The sequence below is a fragment of the Streptomyces sp. NPDC031466 genome, from assembly GCF_055581265.1.
In genome coordinates this window covers 290,585-307,024 of the sequence record NZ_JBVIJT010000001.1, presented here as the reverse complement: position 1 = coordinate 307,024, position 16,440 = coordinate 290,585, and the positions used below count along the sequence as shown (strand labels likewise).

Sequence of the window (16,440 nt, the reverse complement as noted above, 5' to 3'; positions counted from 1 at the left end):
CGGCGCGTCAGTGGCATGGACCAATGAGCGGTGCGGCCTCCAGCGCCGCGGGCATACGAAGGTCCGCGGTGCGCCCTTGTGCAGGGTGCGCCGCGGACCTGTCCTTCCGTCAGCGGGTGCCGACCGCCGCCCGCACGGCCCGGCGGGCCATCTGGCAGTCGTCGTGCAGCCGCCTCAGCAGGAGCCGCTGCTCCTCACCGGTCGGCGCGGCCCCCGCCTGGGCCGGCCCGGTCGGCGCCGGGGGCGAGTCGTGCATCGAACGCTGCAGCGCCATCTCGTACATGCGGATCTCGCGGGTCAGTACCAGCATGAGATTGACCAGGAACGCGTCGCGTGCCGCGGTGCCCGTCGATTGCGCCAACTGGCTGATCTCGCGCCGTGCGACCGGGGCGTCGCCGAGGACCGCCCACAGCGTGGCCAGGTCGTAGCCCGGCAGATACCAGCCCGCGTGCTCCCAGTCGACCAGAACCGGCCCGGCAGGCGAGAGCAGGATGTTCGACAGCAGGGCGTCGCCGTGGCAGAACTGCAGCATGGCCTCCGGGCCCTCACCCTGGCGGACCGCCGAGTGCGCGATGCCGTGCAGGAGCTTTTGCAGGTCCCCCATGTCGCGGTCCGTCAGCAGCCCCAGCTCGTGGAAGCGGGAGATGCGCCTGCCGTAGTCCATCGGCCGGCCGAACATCTCCGCCGGCGGCCGCCACTGGTTCAGGCGCAGCACGGAGCCGAGCGCCGCCCGGATGTCCGCCCGGGGCGGGACCTCGACCGGATGCCGCTGCAAGGCCGCCACCCGTCCGGGCATCCGCTCGATCACCAGCGTGCAGGCCTCGGGATCGGCGGCGATCAGCCGAGGCGCGCGCACGGGCGGGCGGTGCCGGACGAACGAGCGGTAGGCCGCTATTTCGTGCCGGATCCGGTCGGCCCACAGGGGAGAGTTGTCCAGTAAACACTTGGCGACGGCGGCACCGCGTCCCGCCGTGCCGACCAGCAGCACGGTGCGGCCGCTGCGGCGCAGGACCTGCACGGGGTTGAACTCCGGACAGATGCGGTGCACCGAGGCGATCGCGGTGCGCAGTTGCGCCCCCTGCGGGCCGGACAAGTCGAGTCTCCCGCTGAGCGGTTGGGTACCGGCCCCCGGCACGCGACGTGTCCGGCCGGCGCCGAGCTGCGCGGCGGAGGGCCGCACCGGCTCCAGATAGGGGCCGCCTCCCGGGGAGGGGGGCACCTCGCGGCCCCGGGGGGCCGGGGGGCGCGGGTGGAGCGGGCGGGGCGGGGCGGACACGGAGGACGATGCTGCGTACATGGGAGATACAGATCCCTTCGTGTGCCTGTGGATTGCGTGCGCCTCCCGCCCCGATCACCTGGGGAGCACCCTGGGGAGTACCTTGCGGCGACCGGGTCGGGGTGGCGCACTCCTACCTGACACCCGGCGTCCCCTGGCACACCATGTGGCGCACCCTGGCGAACCCTGGCGAATAGTCGCTCAGCAACTGACAGGCGGTTACTGTCAACTCAGCCGAGAACCTGGGGGCTTGACGTGAACGGACAACCCAACACCCGCCTCGCGGACCTGTTCGGCCTGGCCGGCTGGTCCAAGGGCGAGCTCGCGAGACTGGTGAACCGGCAGGCGGCGGCCATGGGCCACCTCCAGCTCGCCACCGACACCTCGCGGGTGCGGCGGTGGATCGACATGGGGGAGATCCCACGCGATCCGGTGCCGCGGGTGCTGGCCGTCCTGTTCACCGAGCGTCTCGGCCGTGTCGTGACCACTGAGGACCTCGGTCTGGTCCGGCACGGGCGCCCGGGAAAGCGGCGTGGCGACGGGAGTGCGGAGCACCCCGACGGCGTGCCGTGGGCGCCCGAGCGGACAGCCGCGGTCCTCACCGAATTCACGGGAATGGACCTCATGCTCAACCGACGCGGCTTGGTGGGCGCGGGTGCCGCGCTTGCCGCAGGCTCCGCACTCAGCAGCGCCATGTACGACTGGTTGCACACCGACCCGGCCCTCGCGGCCGACGCCCCCCGTATCAGTGATCCCTTCTACGCGGACCCCGCCGGCTTCGACCGCTACGAGGCCGCTCCCATCGGCTCCCAGGAGATCGAGGAACTGGAGCGCTCCGTCGAGGTGTTCCGCGCCTGGGACGCGGCCCGTGGCGGTGGGCTGCAGCGCAAGGCCGTGGTGGGCCAGCTCAACGAAGTGGGCGGCATGCTCGCCTACCGGCATCCCGATCACCTCCAGCGCCGCCTGTGGGGCGTCGCCGCCAACCTCGCGGTCCTCGCCGGCTGGATGTCGCACGACGTCGGCCTGGAGCCGACCGCCCAGAAGTACTTCCTCATCGCGGCCCACGCCGCACGCGAGGGAGGCGACCGCCCGCGCGCGGGCGAGGCACTCTCCCGGGCCGCGCGCCAGATGGTGCACCTCGGCAAGCCGGACGACGCCCTGGACCTGATGAAGCTCGCCAAGTCGGGCGCCGGGGCGGAGGCCCTGCCCCGTACCAAGGCGATGCTGTACACCATCGAGGCCTGGGCACAGGCGTCGATGGGGCGCGGCCAGGCGATGCGGCGCACCCTCGGTCTCGCCGAGGACCTCTTCGTGTCGGACAAGGGGGACGTGCCGGCGCCGAGCTGGATGCAGATGTTCGACGAGGCGGACCTGCACGGCATGCAGGCGCTCGCCTATCGCACGCTCGCCGACCATGAACCGGCCGCGGCGAACACCGCGCAGCGGCACGCCAAGGAGGCCATCGAGCTGCGCGCCAAGGGGCACGACCGTTCGCAGATCTTCGACTACATCTCGCTGGCGTCGGCCTGCTTCATCGCCGACGACCCCGAACAGGCGGACCGGTACGCGCGGCTGGCGCTGGTGTCGATGGGGTCCAACTCCTCCCACCGCACCTGGGACCGGCTGCGGGAGATGTACCGGCTGACGGCGCAGTACACCGGGAATCCGACGATCCAGGACCTGCGCGAGGAGATCAAGGTCGCGCTGCCGAAGGCGAGGGGGTCCAGGAGGGCGGGGCGGACGGCGAAGGCGTAACGCCCCACGGTCAGCGGCACCGCGCGATCAACAGGCAGGCGTCGTCCTCCCGCAGGGCCCCGCCGAACTCCTCGACGACGATGTCCACGCACTCCTGCGCCGTACGCCGTTCCGTGAGGCGGGGGGCGAGGGAGAGCAGGAGCTCCGTCGCCGCGTCCCTGTCCTGCCGCGGCACCAGGCCGTCGGTGTGCAGCAACAACAGGTCCGAGGGCCGCAGACGCACTTCGGCCTGCCCGTAGGGGGCACCGGAGGTGGCGCCGAGGAGCGGGCCCTTCGGTGGTGGCAGCGCGTGTCCCGTCCCGTCGCGGAAGAGCAGGGGGGCGGGGTGCCCGGCCCGCGCCCAGGTGAGCAGCTGCGTGCCGGGGTCGTAGCGGCAGCAGATCGCGCTGCCGAGGGCGTGCCGGACGGTGGTGTCGATCAGGTCGTTGAGCCAGCCCATGAGCTTGCCGGGTGGGGCGCCGGCGACCGCCATGCCGCGCAGCGCACCGAGCAGCATCCCCGTGCCCGAGGTGCCGGTGACGCCGTGTGCGGTGAGGTCGCCGACGCTCAACAAGGCGTTGCCGTCGGGCAGTTCCATCGCGTCGTGCCAGTCGCCGCCGAGGGGGGCGCCGATCGAGGAGGGGAGATGACGGGCGGCGAGGTCGAGCCGCGCGGGGCCGCCACGCGGGAAGCGCGGCGCCTCGTGCCACGGCGGTGCCGCTCCGCGCGGTTCCGCCGCGGGCCGGCGCCGGGCGCCCGCGTCCTCGCGCCGCCGCCGCAGCGAGTCCTGGGTCTCACGCAGTACGCGCTGACTGCGCCGCAGTTCGCTGACGTCCCGCAGGACGGCCCACATGGAGGCGGTGGAGCCGTCGGCACCGAGCACGGGCTCGCCCATCATGTGGACCTGGCGTACGCCTCCGCCGGGGCGCGTGACGCGGAACTCACCGTCGATGGGCTTCCCGTCGACCAGGCAGTCGGTGACCATCGCGGTCAGCAGCGGCTGGTCGTCGATGTGCACGAGGGAGGGGAGTTCGTCGAGGGAGAGCGGGGGAGCGGCCGGGTCGCGGCCGAGGATGTCGTACAGCTCGCAGGACCAGCTGGCCTCGTCGGTGAGGAGGTTCCACTCGGCGCTGCCCACCCGACTCAGGAGGGAGCCCCGGCGCGCGTCGTCGGTGGCGGGCGCGGCCGGCCCGCCGGGCTCGGCCGCGGCCCGCGGCGGGCCGTCCCGCAGCTGGGCGAGATGGCCGTCGAGGTCGTCGAGCTGATGCACCGCCAGGTCGCACAGGGCCCGCTGCCAGCGTCCCGCCGCGTCCGCCCGGTCGGCCGCCGTCCCGCGCCGCACGGCGTCGACCTCGCCGCGGAGCCGACGTGTCTGCGAGATCAGTGCGTCGACCGTGCCGCGCTCGGGCGGCTGGGCGGCGTGGTCCGCGAAGACATGGGACGGCATGGGTGCTCCGGTGAAGGTGCGGTGCGACCGACTTGACGGGGGCGGCCGTGACGAGCGGCGGCCGTGACGGATGGTGGGCCGTGACGGGTGATGGGCCGTGACGGTGGTGGACCGCTAACGACTTTCGCACAGCGGGAGGGGGCCCGTAAGGGATTTGGCGACACCCGGCACAGTGTTGCGTCTGGCATATGCCGGTGTCCTGCGAAGGGGGCTGGCCCCCCGGCGTGTCAGTGCGCGATGCCGTCGATCAGCTCGCGGGCGCCCTGGCGCAGCAGGGCCACGGCCACGGACGTGCCGAGCGTCGCCGGGTCGAGCGGACCCGCCCACTCGTGCGCGTTGAGCACCGTCTTGCCGTCGGGCGTGAAGACGCAGGCGCGCAGCGACAGGTCGCCGTTGCGCTGCGAGCGGGCGTACCCCGCGATCGGTGAGTTGCAGTGGCCCTGCAGGACGTGCAGGAACATGCGCTCGGCGGTCGCCTCGCGCCACGCGTCCCTGTCCCCGAGGCCGGTCACCGCGTCGATGGTCGTGGTGTCGTCCTCACGGCACTGGAGGGCGAGGATCCCGGCGCCGATCGGCGGGCACATCGTCTCCACCGACAGGATCTCGCTGGCCAGCTCGGGGCGGCCGATGCGTTCGAGGCCGGACTGGGCGAGCAGCAGCGCGTCGGCGTCGCCCGCGGCGAGCTTCTCCAGGCGGCGGCCCGCGTTGCCGCGCATCGGCACGCACTGCAGCTCCGGGTGCGAGGCGGCGAGCTGCGCGCGGCGGCGCACCGACGACGTGCCGACGCGGGTCCCCGCCGGCAGCTCGTCGAGGGTGAGGCCGCCGGGGTGGATCAGCGCGTCCCGGATGTCGTCCCGCTTGAGGAACGCGGCGAACGTCGTCCCCGCGGGCAGCGGCCGGTCCGCCGGCACGTCCTTGACGCAGTGGACCGCGAGGTCCGCCTCACCGGCGAGCAGCGCGGCGTCCACCTCCTTGGTGAACGCCCCCTTCCCGCCGAGGCGCGCCAGATCACCCATCCAGCGGTCACCGGAGGTGGTGACGGGCACGACCTCGGTACGGATGCCGGGGTGCAGCGCGGCGAGTTCGGCGCGGACGCGCTCCACCTGGGCCAGGGCCATGGGGGAGGAGCGGGAGACGATGCGGATCAGCTCAGGAACGGACATGCGGTCCACGATAGAGGGTGCGGCACGGTGGGCCGGACCGGCGTTCAACTGATCAAAAGACGTACGACTCGGGCGAGTTGGCCCCGCTCGGGTCCTCGCGCGGCCGTGGCCTCGGCGCACGGACCGCCCGAACCCCGCCCCGCCGCCGCGCCCGGCTCGGCATGCGGGACCAGGGGCCGCCTCATAGCGTGGGAGGGACGAACCGCCGCCCAGCGCGGTACCCGCCCCCAGGAGGCCTCATGTCCACCTCCGCCGCGCCGAAGCGCCCGGCGATCGGCCTCGCGCCGATGACGGCCACCCATCTTGCCGACGTCCTCGCGCTGGGCCGCCAGGTCTACGACACCTCCGTGAAGCCCTACACGTCCTGGTCGCTCTCGGCGATCGCCGGCCACTTGGACAGCGAGGCGTCGGCCTGCTGGGTGGCGCTCGACGGGGACCGGCTCGCCGGGTTCGTGCTCGGCTCGATGGGCTTCGACCAGCGTGCCGACTGGGGCAACCTGGAGTGGATCGCGAGCGCCCCCGAGTACCAGGGGCAGGGCATCGCGAGCCGCCTGGTGAAGGCCTGCTGCGCCACGCTCACCGAAGCGGGCGCGAGCGCCGTGGTGACCGACGTGGAGTCCCGCAACACCGCGTCGGCCGCGCTGATGCGCAGCAACGGGTTTCAGGCGAGCGTGACCGTGACGCTGTTCGTGCGCGAAACGCGCGATTGACCTGCCGGCCGAGCCGGAGTCGGGTTCAGGCAATGCCTTCGATGATGCGGAAGTCGCGCTCGACGCAGTCGGAGAGGAGCACCAGCGCCTTCTGGTACGCCTCGCTGTCGTAGGCCGCGACGGCCTGATCGAAGCTGTCGAACTCGACCAGAACGACGCGGTGCTTGTTTCCCGCCTCGTGGGCGACGGCCCGACGACCAAGGGACAGGGTGCGCCCGCCCCCGGCCCGGACGGCCGGTCCGGCCAGCTTGTCGTAGGCAGTCAGCCTCTCGGGGTCGGAAATGACGCGGTAGACACTGACCCAGTAGCCCTTGGCCATGGAAACCTCCGGTGTTCGGCCGGACAGGTCCGGCTGTGCGTTGACGTGCCGTCGTACGGCGGTTCCGGCAGGGCTGATCGCGACATCGGCGCTCCCGTGCCCGGTGCTTCGCTTTTCGAATCACTATGCTGCTTCGAGAAGCGAAGCGCAAGGGAGGAGAGGGGAACATGGCAGGCAGGACACCGCGGCCCGGCGTACCGGTGCGGGGGTCCGCATCGGGACGCCCGGTCATGGCCGCACTCGACCTGCTGGGGCGGCGCTGGACGCTGCTCATCCTGTGGGAGCTGAGCCAAGCCCCGGGCGGTTTCCGCGAGTTGCAGCGCCGGTGCGGGCGCATGTCCTCCAGTGTGCTCAGTACCCGGCTCGGCGAACTGACCGATGTCGGCCTGCTCGCTCTGCGCGAGGACGGATACCACCTCACCCAGCTCGGTGAGGACCTTGTCGACTCCCTCCAGCCGCTGTTCGCGTGGAGCCGGCGGTGGGCGGAGGAAGCGGATGCCGATCCGGCACAAGAATCCCGGCGCGACGACTAGATACGGCCTGCCCGAGGCCGCACCGATGTGCGGCTGCCACCGGGCCACGAGCACCCCCAGGCCGTCACCACCCCCCTTGGACCGCCCCGTCACCGGCGTCCGTACCGAACGGGGCCGGTGACGGGGCGTACCGGTCAGGCCGCGCCGTCCGCGGCGACGAGCAGCGCGCTCACCCGCTCCCGTGCGCGCGCCACCCGCGAGCGGACCGTCCCGACCGGACAGCCGGCGGCGGCCGCCGCCTCCGCGTACGGCAGCCCGGCGAGCTGGGTCAGCACGAACGCCTCGCGGCGCGGCGCGTCGAGCGACGCCAAGAGGTCGAGCAGGGCCACGCCCTCGTCGAAGCCGGGCAGGCCGCGCGGCTGCGCCCGCTCCGCGGCCAGCTGCCAGTCGTCGGTGTCGGCGATCCGCGGGCGGGCCGCGGCCGTGCGGAAGCGGTCCGCGACGGTCCGGCGCGCGATCGCGAGCAGCCAGGCACGGGCACAGGAGCGGGCGGCGTAACCGCGCAGCCCGGTCAGGGCCCGCAGGTACGTTTCCTGGGTCAGGTCGTCGGCGCCGTGCAGGTCGCCGCTGAGGTGGGCGACGAACCGCCAGACGTCGCGTCGGGTGGCCCGCACGAACCGCTCGAACGCCTCGGCGTCACCGTCGCGGGCGGCCAGCGCCCACTCGGTGATCAGGTCGTCGCGGGTCGGATCCGCGACGCGCCCGGGGCGTGGAGGGGCGGGGGCGGCCGGGAGGGCAGGGCCCAGGAGGGCAGGAGTCATCGCAAGAGGTCCTTCGGTGAGGGGAGTCCGGGGACGGCGTGAACGCCGAAGAGCCGCCCGGCGCCGAGGGGCGTGGGCGGTTTCAGGAACCGACGTCAGGAACCGACTTCGGAAACCGGCGTCTGGAGCCGGTGCCGGGAACGGGTCTCAGGAACTGACCGGAAGGACCGGCGGACCTCTGCGTGCGAGGGCGTACTGGAGCAGGACCCCGCGCAGTCGCGGCACGGGCACCAGCGCGCCGACGTGCGGCGGGGCCGGGGGCAGTGCCGCGACGAGAACCGTGAGGACGAACCGCAGCGGCACGAAGACGGCCGCGGCCAGCGCGCGTCCGGCGCGGTGGGCGGCGGCCTCCCCGCGCCACAGCCACAGGGCGCAGACCAGCGCGGCCACGAGGTGGGCGAGGAACATGCCGAGGCCGCTGTGCCCGAACACGGACGTCAGCCAGTCGGGCAGGCCCGCCTCGGACCCGGCAGCCGTGCCGGTGGCGGTGCCGGAGTGGGGGCCGGGGGACGGCGGCGGCATCGGATGGTTCATGTGGTTCATGCCGTCACCGGCGTGCGCCGGCCGTGGGCCCATCCGCTGTGCCATGGCGAACAGCTCGTGCAGGAGCAGTTGCGCGCAGACCGTGGCGCCCGTGACCGCCAGCGGCCCCCGCTCGCGCCCGGTCAGCCACCACGCGGCGGCCGCCGTGGCCCCGAACGCGTAACCGATGGCCCACCACGGCAGCGCGGCACCCGACATGAGGGCGTGCCCGAGGGCCGTCACCACCACGCACACGGCCGCGAACACGGCGGCTCGGGCGAGGCGGAAGGCGGGCCCTGGGGTCATGGAGAGCATCGTGCCAGGCGCCGGGGCCCCAGTGGGCGGCGAGTCCCGCACTTGTCCCGACCGCACCCCGCCGCCTCCCTCGCGCAACCCCTGACCGGTGTGAGGAATGAGGGACCGCAAAGCGCTTGACGCGTCAGGGGTTCACGGAAAACGATCTCTCCCAGCGGTCGGCATTGCCGAACCGTGTTCGCATGCCGCCGCTGCCCTGCGACGGCGGCCTTCCTGAACGACGGGAACTGTCATGCACCTTCGCACCCTGCGCCGCTCCGCCCTGGCCGCCGCGGCCACCCTCGCCCTGGCCGTCATGGGCCTCGCCGTCCCGGCGGCCGCCTCCGCCCCCGCCGCGGCGCCCGCCTCGCTCCTCGACATACCGCCGCACGGCGCGAACGACTGGTCGTGCACCCCGGACGCGGCACACCCGCAGCCGGTCGTGCTGGTCAACGGCACCTTCAAGCTGATGCGGGAGAACTGGGCCACCCTCTCGCCGAAGCTGAAGAGAGCGGGCTACTGCGTCTTCGCGTTCAACTACGGGAACATGGCGACCGACCCGGTCGCGAGCTCCGCCGGGGAACTCAAGGACTTCGTCGAGGCCGTGCGGGGCGCCACGGGCGCGGCGAAGGTCGACATCGTCGGCCACAGCCAGGGCGGCATGATGCCCCGCTACTACGTGAAGTTCCTCGGCGGCGCGGACAAGGTGGACGACCTCATCGGCATCGTGCCGTCCAACCACGGCACGACCAACCCGCTGGCCAGGCCCCTCGGCCACACCGTCTGCCCGGCCTGCACCGACCAGATCGTCGGCTCGGACCTGCTGACGAAGCTCAACGCGGGCACACAGACCCCGGCGGGCCCCGACTACACCGTCATCACCACCCGCTACGACGAGATCGTCGTCCCGTACACCAACGCCCTGCTGAGCGGCCCCAAGGAGTACGTCACCAACGTCGTCCTCCAGGGCCGCTGCCCGCTGGACCCGTTCCTGCACGACCAGGCGACGAAGGACCCGGTCGTCGCCCAGTGGGTCCTCGACGCGCTGGGCCGCAAGGGCCCGGCGGACGCGGAATTCCGCCCCAGGTGCGTCGGCTGACCGAGCGGTCCGAGCGCCTAGGAGGCCGTCAGTAACATCCCGGCCGGCTGAGAAGGGCAACTGACCCGCGCGTAGCGTGATCGTCGCCCCTGAGGGATGACGTCGTGGTCCACACGGTTAGGGTGATCCGCCGTACTCGGCGGATCACTCCCCTGAAAGAGATGGGACCGGGGCTCATGGACGCGGATCACGTAAGGCTGGTCGTCGCGGCGCAGCGCGGGGACGAGCGGGCGCGCGAGGAGCTCGTCTCCGCGTATCTGCCGTTGCTGTACAACATCGTCGGACGGGCGCTGAGCGGCCATGCCGACGTGGACGACGTGGTCCAGGAGACGCTGCTGCGCGCGGTACGCGACCTGCCCGCCCTGCGGGCCCCGGAGAGCTTCCGCTCGTGGCTGGTGTCGATCACGCTCCGGCAGATCAATACGTACTGGCAGCGGCAGCGCACCCTCGCCGACCGGACCACGCTCATCGACGAGGCCCTCCCGCTGCCGGACGCCACCGCCCCTCTGGAGGACACGACGATCCTGCGGCTGCGCATGTCGGACGAGCGCGCGCAGGCGGCCGAGGCCGGCCGTTGGCTCGACCCGGAACACCGGGTGCTCCTTTCGCTGTGGTGGCAGGAGTGCGCCGGGCTGCTCAGCCGCCAGGACATCGCCGACGCGACAGGCCTCGGCGTCTCCCACACAGGGGTGCGCCTGCAGCGCATGCGCGAGCAGCTGGACCTGAGCCGGACGATCGTCGCCGCGCTGGCGGCCGACCCGCGCTGTCCGGGTTTGAGCGCGACCGTCTCCGGCTGGGACGGCGCGCGAACGTCCGTGTGGCGCAAGCGGATCGCTCGGCACACGCGCGACTGCGCGACATGTACGGCGACGGCGGCCGAGCGGGTACCGGCCGAGTTGCTCCTGTCCGGCCTCACGCCGCTGGCCGTCCCGGCGACGCTCCTCACGGCGCTGGTCGCGAAGGGCCTGCTGTCGGGCACGACGGTGGCGACGGCGGCAACCGCGAGCGCCACGGGTACGGCGGCAGGGGGCGGCGCTCTGCTCGGCAAGCTCCACGCGGTGACCGCCCATCCGATCGCGGCCCTCGCCACCGGTGCGGTGCTCGTCACCGGGGCCGCCACATACGTCGCCTGGCCCGAACCGGAGCACCGGGTGCCCGGTGCCGCCGCCGCGCCGACGGCCGGTACGACCACCCCGGCCCCGTCGACCACCGCGGCTCCGTGGGTCACCCCGGCTCCCTCGGGCACCCGGGCTCCCTCGGCCACCCCGACTCCGTCGGCCCCGCCGTCGCCGTCAGGCCCGGCCGTGGTTCCGCTGGGTGTGCGGTCCCTCGAGTCCGTGGACCGGCCCGGCCAGTTCCTGACGTACGACGGTGACTTCGCGACGCTCAGCAGCGGTGCGGCCACCTTCACCGTCGGCAAGGGGCTCGCGGACAGCCGGTGTGTCACGTTCCGGGCGGCCGACGGCCGGTATCTGCGCCACCACTATCTGCGGCTGCGCCTGAGCGCCGACGACGGCAGTCGGTTGTTCCGGGAGGACGCCACCTTCTGCCCGCGCCCGGGGACGGTCGACGGATCGGTGACTCTGTACGCGCACAACTACCCGGGCTCCGCCCTGCGCCCCCGCGACGGATCGATCCACCTCGACGGCTTCAACGGCACGCGTACCTTCACCGGCCAGGCCTCTTTCGTCGTCCGCGCGCCGCAGAGGTGAGCGCGGGAAACCGCCGACTTCCCGACCGCGCCCCGCATTACGCATTTCTGCTGCGAGATCCCTCACTGCGCGGGCGCGCACGTTTTTCGTTACGCCGACCCGTCTTCCCCGGCCTCCTCTTCAGGGGCGCCTCTCCACAGGCGTCCCCCGCTGATCTGTCCCCTGAAGAAGGCCACCCCCCATGACCAGACACACCGACGAACCCCGCAAAGGCCTGCACCGCCTCCGCCGGCCTCGCCGGACGCTGGCGATCGGTCTGAGCGCCTCGGCCCTCGTGGCCGGTGTCGTGACGTTGCTCCCCAACTCCGCCGGGGCCGCGAGCCTGGAGGCCGAGGCATCCTCGTCGGGCCGGTACTTCGGCACCGCGATAGCCGCCGGCCGGCTCGGCGACGCGACGTACACGAAGATCGCGGACCGGGAGTTCAACATGATCACCCCGGAGAACGAGATGAAGTGGGACGCGATCGAGCCGTCCCGCGGGAGGTTCCGCTTCGATGCCGCGGACCGGATCGTCGCCCGGTCCCTGGAGCGCGGCCAGCGGCTGCGCGGCCACACCACGGTGTGGCACTCGCAGTTGCCGGACTGGGTGAAAGCGATCAACGACCCGGGCACGCTGCGTGACGTCACGAACAACCACATCAAGACCACGATGGGCCGCTACAAGGGCAAGATCTACGCCTGGGACGTCGTCAACGAGGCCTTCCAGGACGGCGGCAGCGGTGTGCTGCGCGAGTCGGTGTTCAAGAAGGTGCTCGGCAGCGGCTTCATCGAGGAGGCGTTCCGCACCGCCCGCGCGGCCGACCCGGCCGCGAAGCTCTGCTACAACGACTACAACATCGAGGACTGGTCGGCCGCCAAGACCCAGGGCGTGTACCGCCTGGTCAAGGACTTCAAGGCGCGCGGTGTCCCCATCGACTGCGTCGGCTTCCAGAGCCACTTCGGGGCGGGCGGCCCGCCGGCCAGTTTCAAGAAGACCCTCGACAGCTTCGCCGCTCTCGGCGTCGACGTGCAGATCACCGAACTGGACATCGCGCAGGCGTCCCCCCGGCACTACGCGAGTGCGGTCAACGCCTGCCTCGGCGTGCGGCGTTGCACCGGCATCACGGTGTGGGGCGTCCGCGACAGCGACTCGTGGCGCGCGGACGAGAAGCCGCTGCTCTTCGACGCGGCCGGCAAGCCGAAGCCCGCGTACGACGCCGTCAAGGAAGCGTTCGGCACCGGGCCGGGCAGGACCCCGGCGGGCGCGGGCGACGGCACCGGCGCGATCAAGGGCGTGGCCTCCGGCCGCTGTATCGACGTCCCCGCCTCCTCGACCGCCAACGGCACCCAAGTACAGCTGAGGGACTGCGACGGGCAGCCGAACCAGACCTGGACGTACGGCGCCGCCAAGCAGCTGAAGGTGCTCGGCGACAAGTGCCTGGACGCGAAGGCGAAGGGCACGGCGAACGGCACCGAGGTGGTCATCTGGGACTGCAACGGCGGCACGAACCAGCAGTGGAACATCAACGCCAACGGTTCGATCTCCGGTGTCCAGTCCGGCAAGTGCGTGGACGCGGTCGGCGCGGGCACGTCCAACGGCACCAAGATCCAGTTGTACACCTGCGCCGACGTCGCCAACCAGAAGTGGACCGCCCCCTCCGGGTCGGCCGGTGGCACGTGCGCGCTGCCGTCCACGTACAAGTGGAGCTCTACCGGCGTCCTCGCGAACCCCGCCAACGGCTGGGCCTCGCTGAAGGACTTCACCCACGTCACGTACAACGGCAAGCACCTCGTCTACGGGTCGATGTCGACGGGCACCTCCTACGGCTCGATGGCGTTCGCCCCGTTCACCGACTGGTCCGGCATGGGAACGGCCACGCAGACGAGGATGAACCAGAACGCGGTCGCGCCCACCCTCTTCTACTTCGCGCCGAAGAGGATCTGGGTGCTGACGTACCAGTGGGGGGCCTCGCCCTTCAGCTACCGCACCTCCACCGACCCCACCAACCCCAACGGCTGGTCCGCGCCGCAGCCCCTGTTCACCGGCAGCCTGCCCGACTCCCGGACCGGCCCGATCGACCAGACGCTGATCGGCGACGACCAGAACATGTACCTCTTCTTCGCCGGTGACAACGGCAAGATCTACCGGGCGTCCATGCCGATCGGGAACTTCCCCGGCAACTTCGGCTCCTCGTACACGACGGTCATGAGCGACACGGTCAAGAACCTCTTCGAGGCCCCGCAGGTCTACAAGGTCCAGGGCCAGAACCAGTACCTGATGATCGTCGAGGCGCGCGGTGCCAATGAGAGCCGCTACTTCCGCTCCTTCACGGCGAGCAGCCTGAACGGTACGTGGACCCCGCAGGCCGCCACCGAGTCCAACCCCTTCGCGGGCAAGGCCAACAGCGGTGCGACCTGGACCAACGACATCAGCCACGGTGACCTGATCCGCTCCAACCCGGACCAGACCATGACCGTCGACCCGTGCAACCTCCAGCTGCTCTACCAGGGCAAGGACCCGAAGTCGGACGCCCCCTACGACGCGCTGCCGTACCGGCCGGGTGTGCTGACCCTGCGGCGCTGAGCCGCTCCACCGTTCCACCGTTCCACAGACAGTCATCCGCAAGGAGCACGCCTTCTCCATGAACATCTCTCGCCCCACCCGCACGGACTCCCGGCGGCGCGGTCTGCACCGTCGCCGCCGGGGCACCATCGCCCTGCTGCTCGCGGTGCCCGCCGCGGCCGTGCCGTACCTGCTCCTCACGCAGGACGACTCCCAGGCCGCCAAGGCCCGGACGTCCGCGGCGACACCGTACGTGTGGAAGAACGCGCAGACCGTAGGAGGCGGTTACGTCTCCGGCCTCGTCTTCAACCAGCGCGAGCGGGGTCTGCTGTACGCCCGCACCGACATGGGCGGCGCGTACCGCTGGGACGCCGGCGCCGAGAAGTGGATCCCGCTGACCGACTGGCTCGGCGAGAAGGACTGGAACCTGCTCGGCATCGACTCCCTCGCCACCGACCCCGTCGACCCCGACCGGCTCTACCTCGGCGCGGGCACGTACACCAACGACTGGGCGGGCAACGGCGCGATCCTCCGCTCCACCGACCGCGGCCGCACCTTCGAACGCACCGAGCTGCCCTTCAAGATCGGTGGCAACGAGGACGGCCGCGGTGCCGGGGAACGCCTCGTCGTCGACCCGTCCGACCACTCGAAGCTGCTCCTCGGCTCCCGCAAGAACGGCCTGTGGCGGTCCACCGACTACGGTGCGACCTGGCGTCAGGTCGAGTCCTTCCCGGTCAAGGACGGGGCGGGCAGCGGTGCCGGGATCTCGTTCGTGACGTACGGGCCGAAGGGCAGCGGCACCGTGTACGCCGGTGTCGCCGACAAGTCCACGTCCCTCTACCGGTCGACGGACGGCGGTGCCACCTGGCAGGCGGTGGCCGGGCAGCCGACCGGCGGGCTGCCCCAGCACGGTGTCGTCACGGGCGACGGCACGCTGTATGTGACGTACACCGACAACCTCGGACCCAACGGCGTCACCGGCGGCTCGGTCCACAAGTACACGCCGAGCGGCGGGGGTTGGAAGAACGTGTCCCCGTCGCAGGGTTCGTACGGCTTCTCGGGGCTCGCGGTCGATCCGCGCGAGCCGTCCACGGTGATGGTCACGACGCTGGACCGCTGGTACCCCGAGGACGAGATCTACCGCACCACGGACGGTGGTTCGACCTGGAAGGCCCTCGCCCGCAAGTCCGTGCGGGGCGCCTCCGACGCGCCCTACGTCGGCACCCACACAGGTCACTGGATGACGGCCCTCGCGATCGACCCGTTCGACTCCGGGCACGTGCTGTACGGCACCGGCAACGGAATCTGGCGCAGCAAGGACGCCGACGCCGGGACGAGCCATTGGACCGTAGGGGCCAAGGGGCTTGAGGAGACGGCGATCCTCGACGCCATCGCTCCGCCCGGCGGCGCGACCGTCCTGACCGCCATGGGCGACCAGGGCGGATTCCGCCACACCGACCTGACGCGGGTGCCGTCCGGGCGGATGAAGAACCCGCTGATGAGCAACAGCACCGACATCGACTACGCCGCGTCGAAGCCGTCGGTGATGGCGCGGGTCGGTACGGGGGGCGCGCAGGACGGCGCCTACTCCACCGACGGCGGTGCCACCTGGCGGGGCTTCGCCGCCGAACCGGTGGCCGGCGCCCACAGTGGTCGCATCGCCCTCGCGGCGGACGGCTCCACGCTGGTGTGGACCCAGGCCGGGCAGTCCCCGTACCGCTCGACGGACAAGGGAGCTACCTGGTCGAAGGTGCGGGGGCTCGGCGCGGGGGCGGAGGTCGTCGCCGCCCGCTCCGCCGCCCGCACCTTCTACTCCCTGACCGGTGGCACCCTCTACGCCAGCACCGACGGCGGCGCGACCTTCACCGCCCGCGCGACCGGCCTGCCCGCCGACGGCCGCCTCAAGGCCCTCCCGGGCCGGGCCGGCGACCTGTGGATCGCGGGCGGCGGCAAGGGCCTGTTCCACTCCACGGACGGCGGCGGCAGGTTCACTCGGCTCACCTCCGTGACGTCCGCCTCGGCGGTCGGCTTCGGCAAGGCCGCGCCGCGCGCCTCGTACCAGACCCTGTACCTGATCGGCACGGTCAAGGACCTCACCGGCGTCTTCCGCTCCACCGACAAGGGCGCCACCTGGACCCGCGTCAACGACAAGGACCACCAGTGGGGCGCCATCGGCAGCCAGGGCGTCGTCACCGGCGACCCCGACACCTACGGCCGCGTCTACATCGGCACCAACGGCCGCGGCCTCCAGTACGGCGACCCGTCCTGATCCCCGTGCCCCACCTGTGACGGCGGGCCGCCTTCCTGACGGTCAGGAGGGCGGCCCTC

Annotated in this window: 13 protein-coding genes; 7 read left to right on the top strand and 6 right to left on the bottom strand. The window is 72.2% G+C overall.

The window, feature by feature from the left end; translation table 11 throughout:
- Positions 1-109: 109 nt before the first annotated feature.
- Positions 110-1,297: an aminoglycoside phosphotransferase family protein gene (locus ACZ5GP_RS01075; RefSeq protein ID WP_468748740.1), complete on the bottom strand. Its 1,188-nt coding sequence runs from the start codon at positions 1,295-1,297 to the stop codon at positions 110-112.
- A gap of 234 nt (positions 1,298-1,531) precedes the next feature.
- On the opposite strand from ACZ5GP_RS01075, the gene ACZ5GP_RS01070 reads away from it, so the two are divergent.
- Positions 1,532-3,031 carry a DNA-binding protein NsdB gene (locus ACZ5GP_RS01070; protein WP_468748739.1) on the top strand — a complete coding sequence of 500 codons (1,500 nt, stop codon included), beginning with the start codon at positions 1,532-1,534 and terminating at the stop codon, positions 3,029-3,031.
- 10 nt (positions 3,032-3,041) lie between these two features.
- Here ACZ5GP_RS01070 and ACZ5GP_RS01065 read toward each other — a convergent pair whose 3' ends face one another.
- A complete protein-coding gene (locus ACZ5GP_RS01065) occupies positions 3,042-4,457 on the bottom strand; it encodes a PP2C family protein-serine/threonine phosphatase (protein WP_468748738.1) in 1,416 nt (471 codons plus the stop codon).
- Positions 4,458-4,684: 227 nt separating this feature from the next.
- Positions 4,685-5,620, bottom strand: a complete 936-nt coding sequence (hemC, locus tag ACZ5GP_RS01060; RefSeq protein ID WP_468748737.1) for a hydroxymethylbilane synthase — start codon at positions 5,618-5,620, stop codon at positions 4,685-4,687.
- 239 nt (positions 5,621-5,859) lie between these two features.
- Between hemC and ACZ5GP_RS01055 the strand changes: the two genes are divergently transcribed.
- Entirely contained in the window at positions 5,860-6,330 is a 471-nt protein-coding gene (locus ACZ5GP_RS01055) for a GNAT family N-acetyltransferase (RefSeq protein ID WP_358578523.1), read from the top strand.
- Between the two features lie 25 nt (positions 6,331-6,355).
- Here ACZ5GP_RS01055 and ACZ5GP_RS01050 read toward each other — a convergent pair whose 3' ends face one another.
- Positions 6,356-6,649 (bottom strand): DUF1330 domain-containing protein, encoded by a 294-nt coding sequence (locus tag ACZ5GP_RS01050; protein ID WP_468748736.1) that lies wholly within the window; start codon positions 6,647-6,649, stop codon positions 6,356-6,358.
- Positions 6,650-6,816: 167 nt separating this feature from the next.
- Between ACZ5GP_RS01050 and ACZ5GP_RS01045 the strand changes: the two genes are divergently transcribed.
- Positions 6,817-7,182, top strand: coding sequence for a winged helix-turn-helix transcriptional regulator (locus ACZ5GP_RS01045; RefSeq protein ID WP_468748735.1), 366 nt, complete (start codon positions 6,817-6,819; stop codon positions 7,180-7,182).
- Positions 7,183-7,316: 134 nt separating this feature from the next.
- On the opposite strand, the gene ACZ5GP_RS01040 is transcribed toward ACZ5GP_RS01045, so the two are convergent.
- Entirely contained in the window at positions 7,317-7,943 is a 627-nt protein-coding gene (locus ACZ5GP_RS01040; protein WP_468748734.1) for a sigma-70 family RNA polymerase sigma factor, read from the bottom strand.
- A 147-nt stretch (positions 7,944-8,090) separates the two neighbouring features.
- On the bottom strand, positions 8,091-8,771 hold the full coding sequence (locus ACZ5GP_RS01035) for a hypothetical protein (protein ID WP_468748733.1): 681 nt from the start codon (positions 8,769-8,771) through the stop codon (positions 8,091-8,093).
- A gap of 241 nt (positions 8,772-9,012) precedes the next feature.
- Between ACZ5GP_RS01035 and ACZ5GP_RS01030 the strand changes: the two genes are divergently transcribed.
- From ACZ5GP_RS01030 to ACZ5GP_RS01015, 4 genes are all read left to right on the top strand, one after another.
- Complete coding sequence (locus ACZ5GP_RS01030) at positions 9,013-9,858, top strand: alpha/beta fold hydrolase (RefSeq protein WP_468748732.1); 846 nt, start codon at positions 9,013-9,015, stop codon at positions 9,856-9,858.
- Positions 9,859-10,034: 176 nt separating this feature from the next.
- Positions 10,035-11,570 carry a sigma-70 family RNA polymerase sigma factor gene (locus ACZ5GP_RS01025; RefSeq protein WP_468748731.1) on the top strand — a complete coding sequence of 512 codons (1,536 nt, stop codon included), beginning with the start codon at positions 10,035-10,037 and terminating at the stop codon, positions 11,568-11,570.
- 181 nt (positions 11,571-11,751) lie between these two features.
- Positions 11,752-14,133 carry a non-reducing end alpha-L-arabinofuranosidase family hydrolase gene (locus ACZ5GP_RS01020; RefSeq protein ID WP_468748730.1) on the top strand — a complete coding sequence of 794 codons (2,382 nt, stop codon included), beginning with the start codon at positions 11,752-11,754 and terminating at the stop codon, positions 14,131-14,133.
- Positions 14,134-14,191: 58 nt separating this feature from the next.
- Positions 14,192-16,381: a WD40/YVTN/BNR-like repeat-containing protein gene (locus ACZ5GP_RS01015; RefSeq protein ID WP_468748729.1), complete on the top strand. Its 2,190-nt coding sequence runs from the start codon at positions 14,192-14,194 to the stop codon at positions 16,379-16,381.
- Positions 16,382-16,440 lie beyond the last annotated feature (59 nt).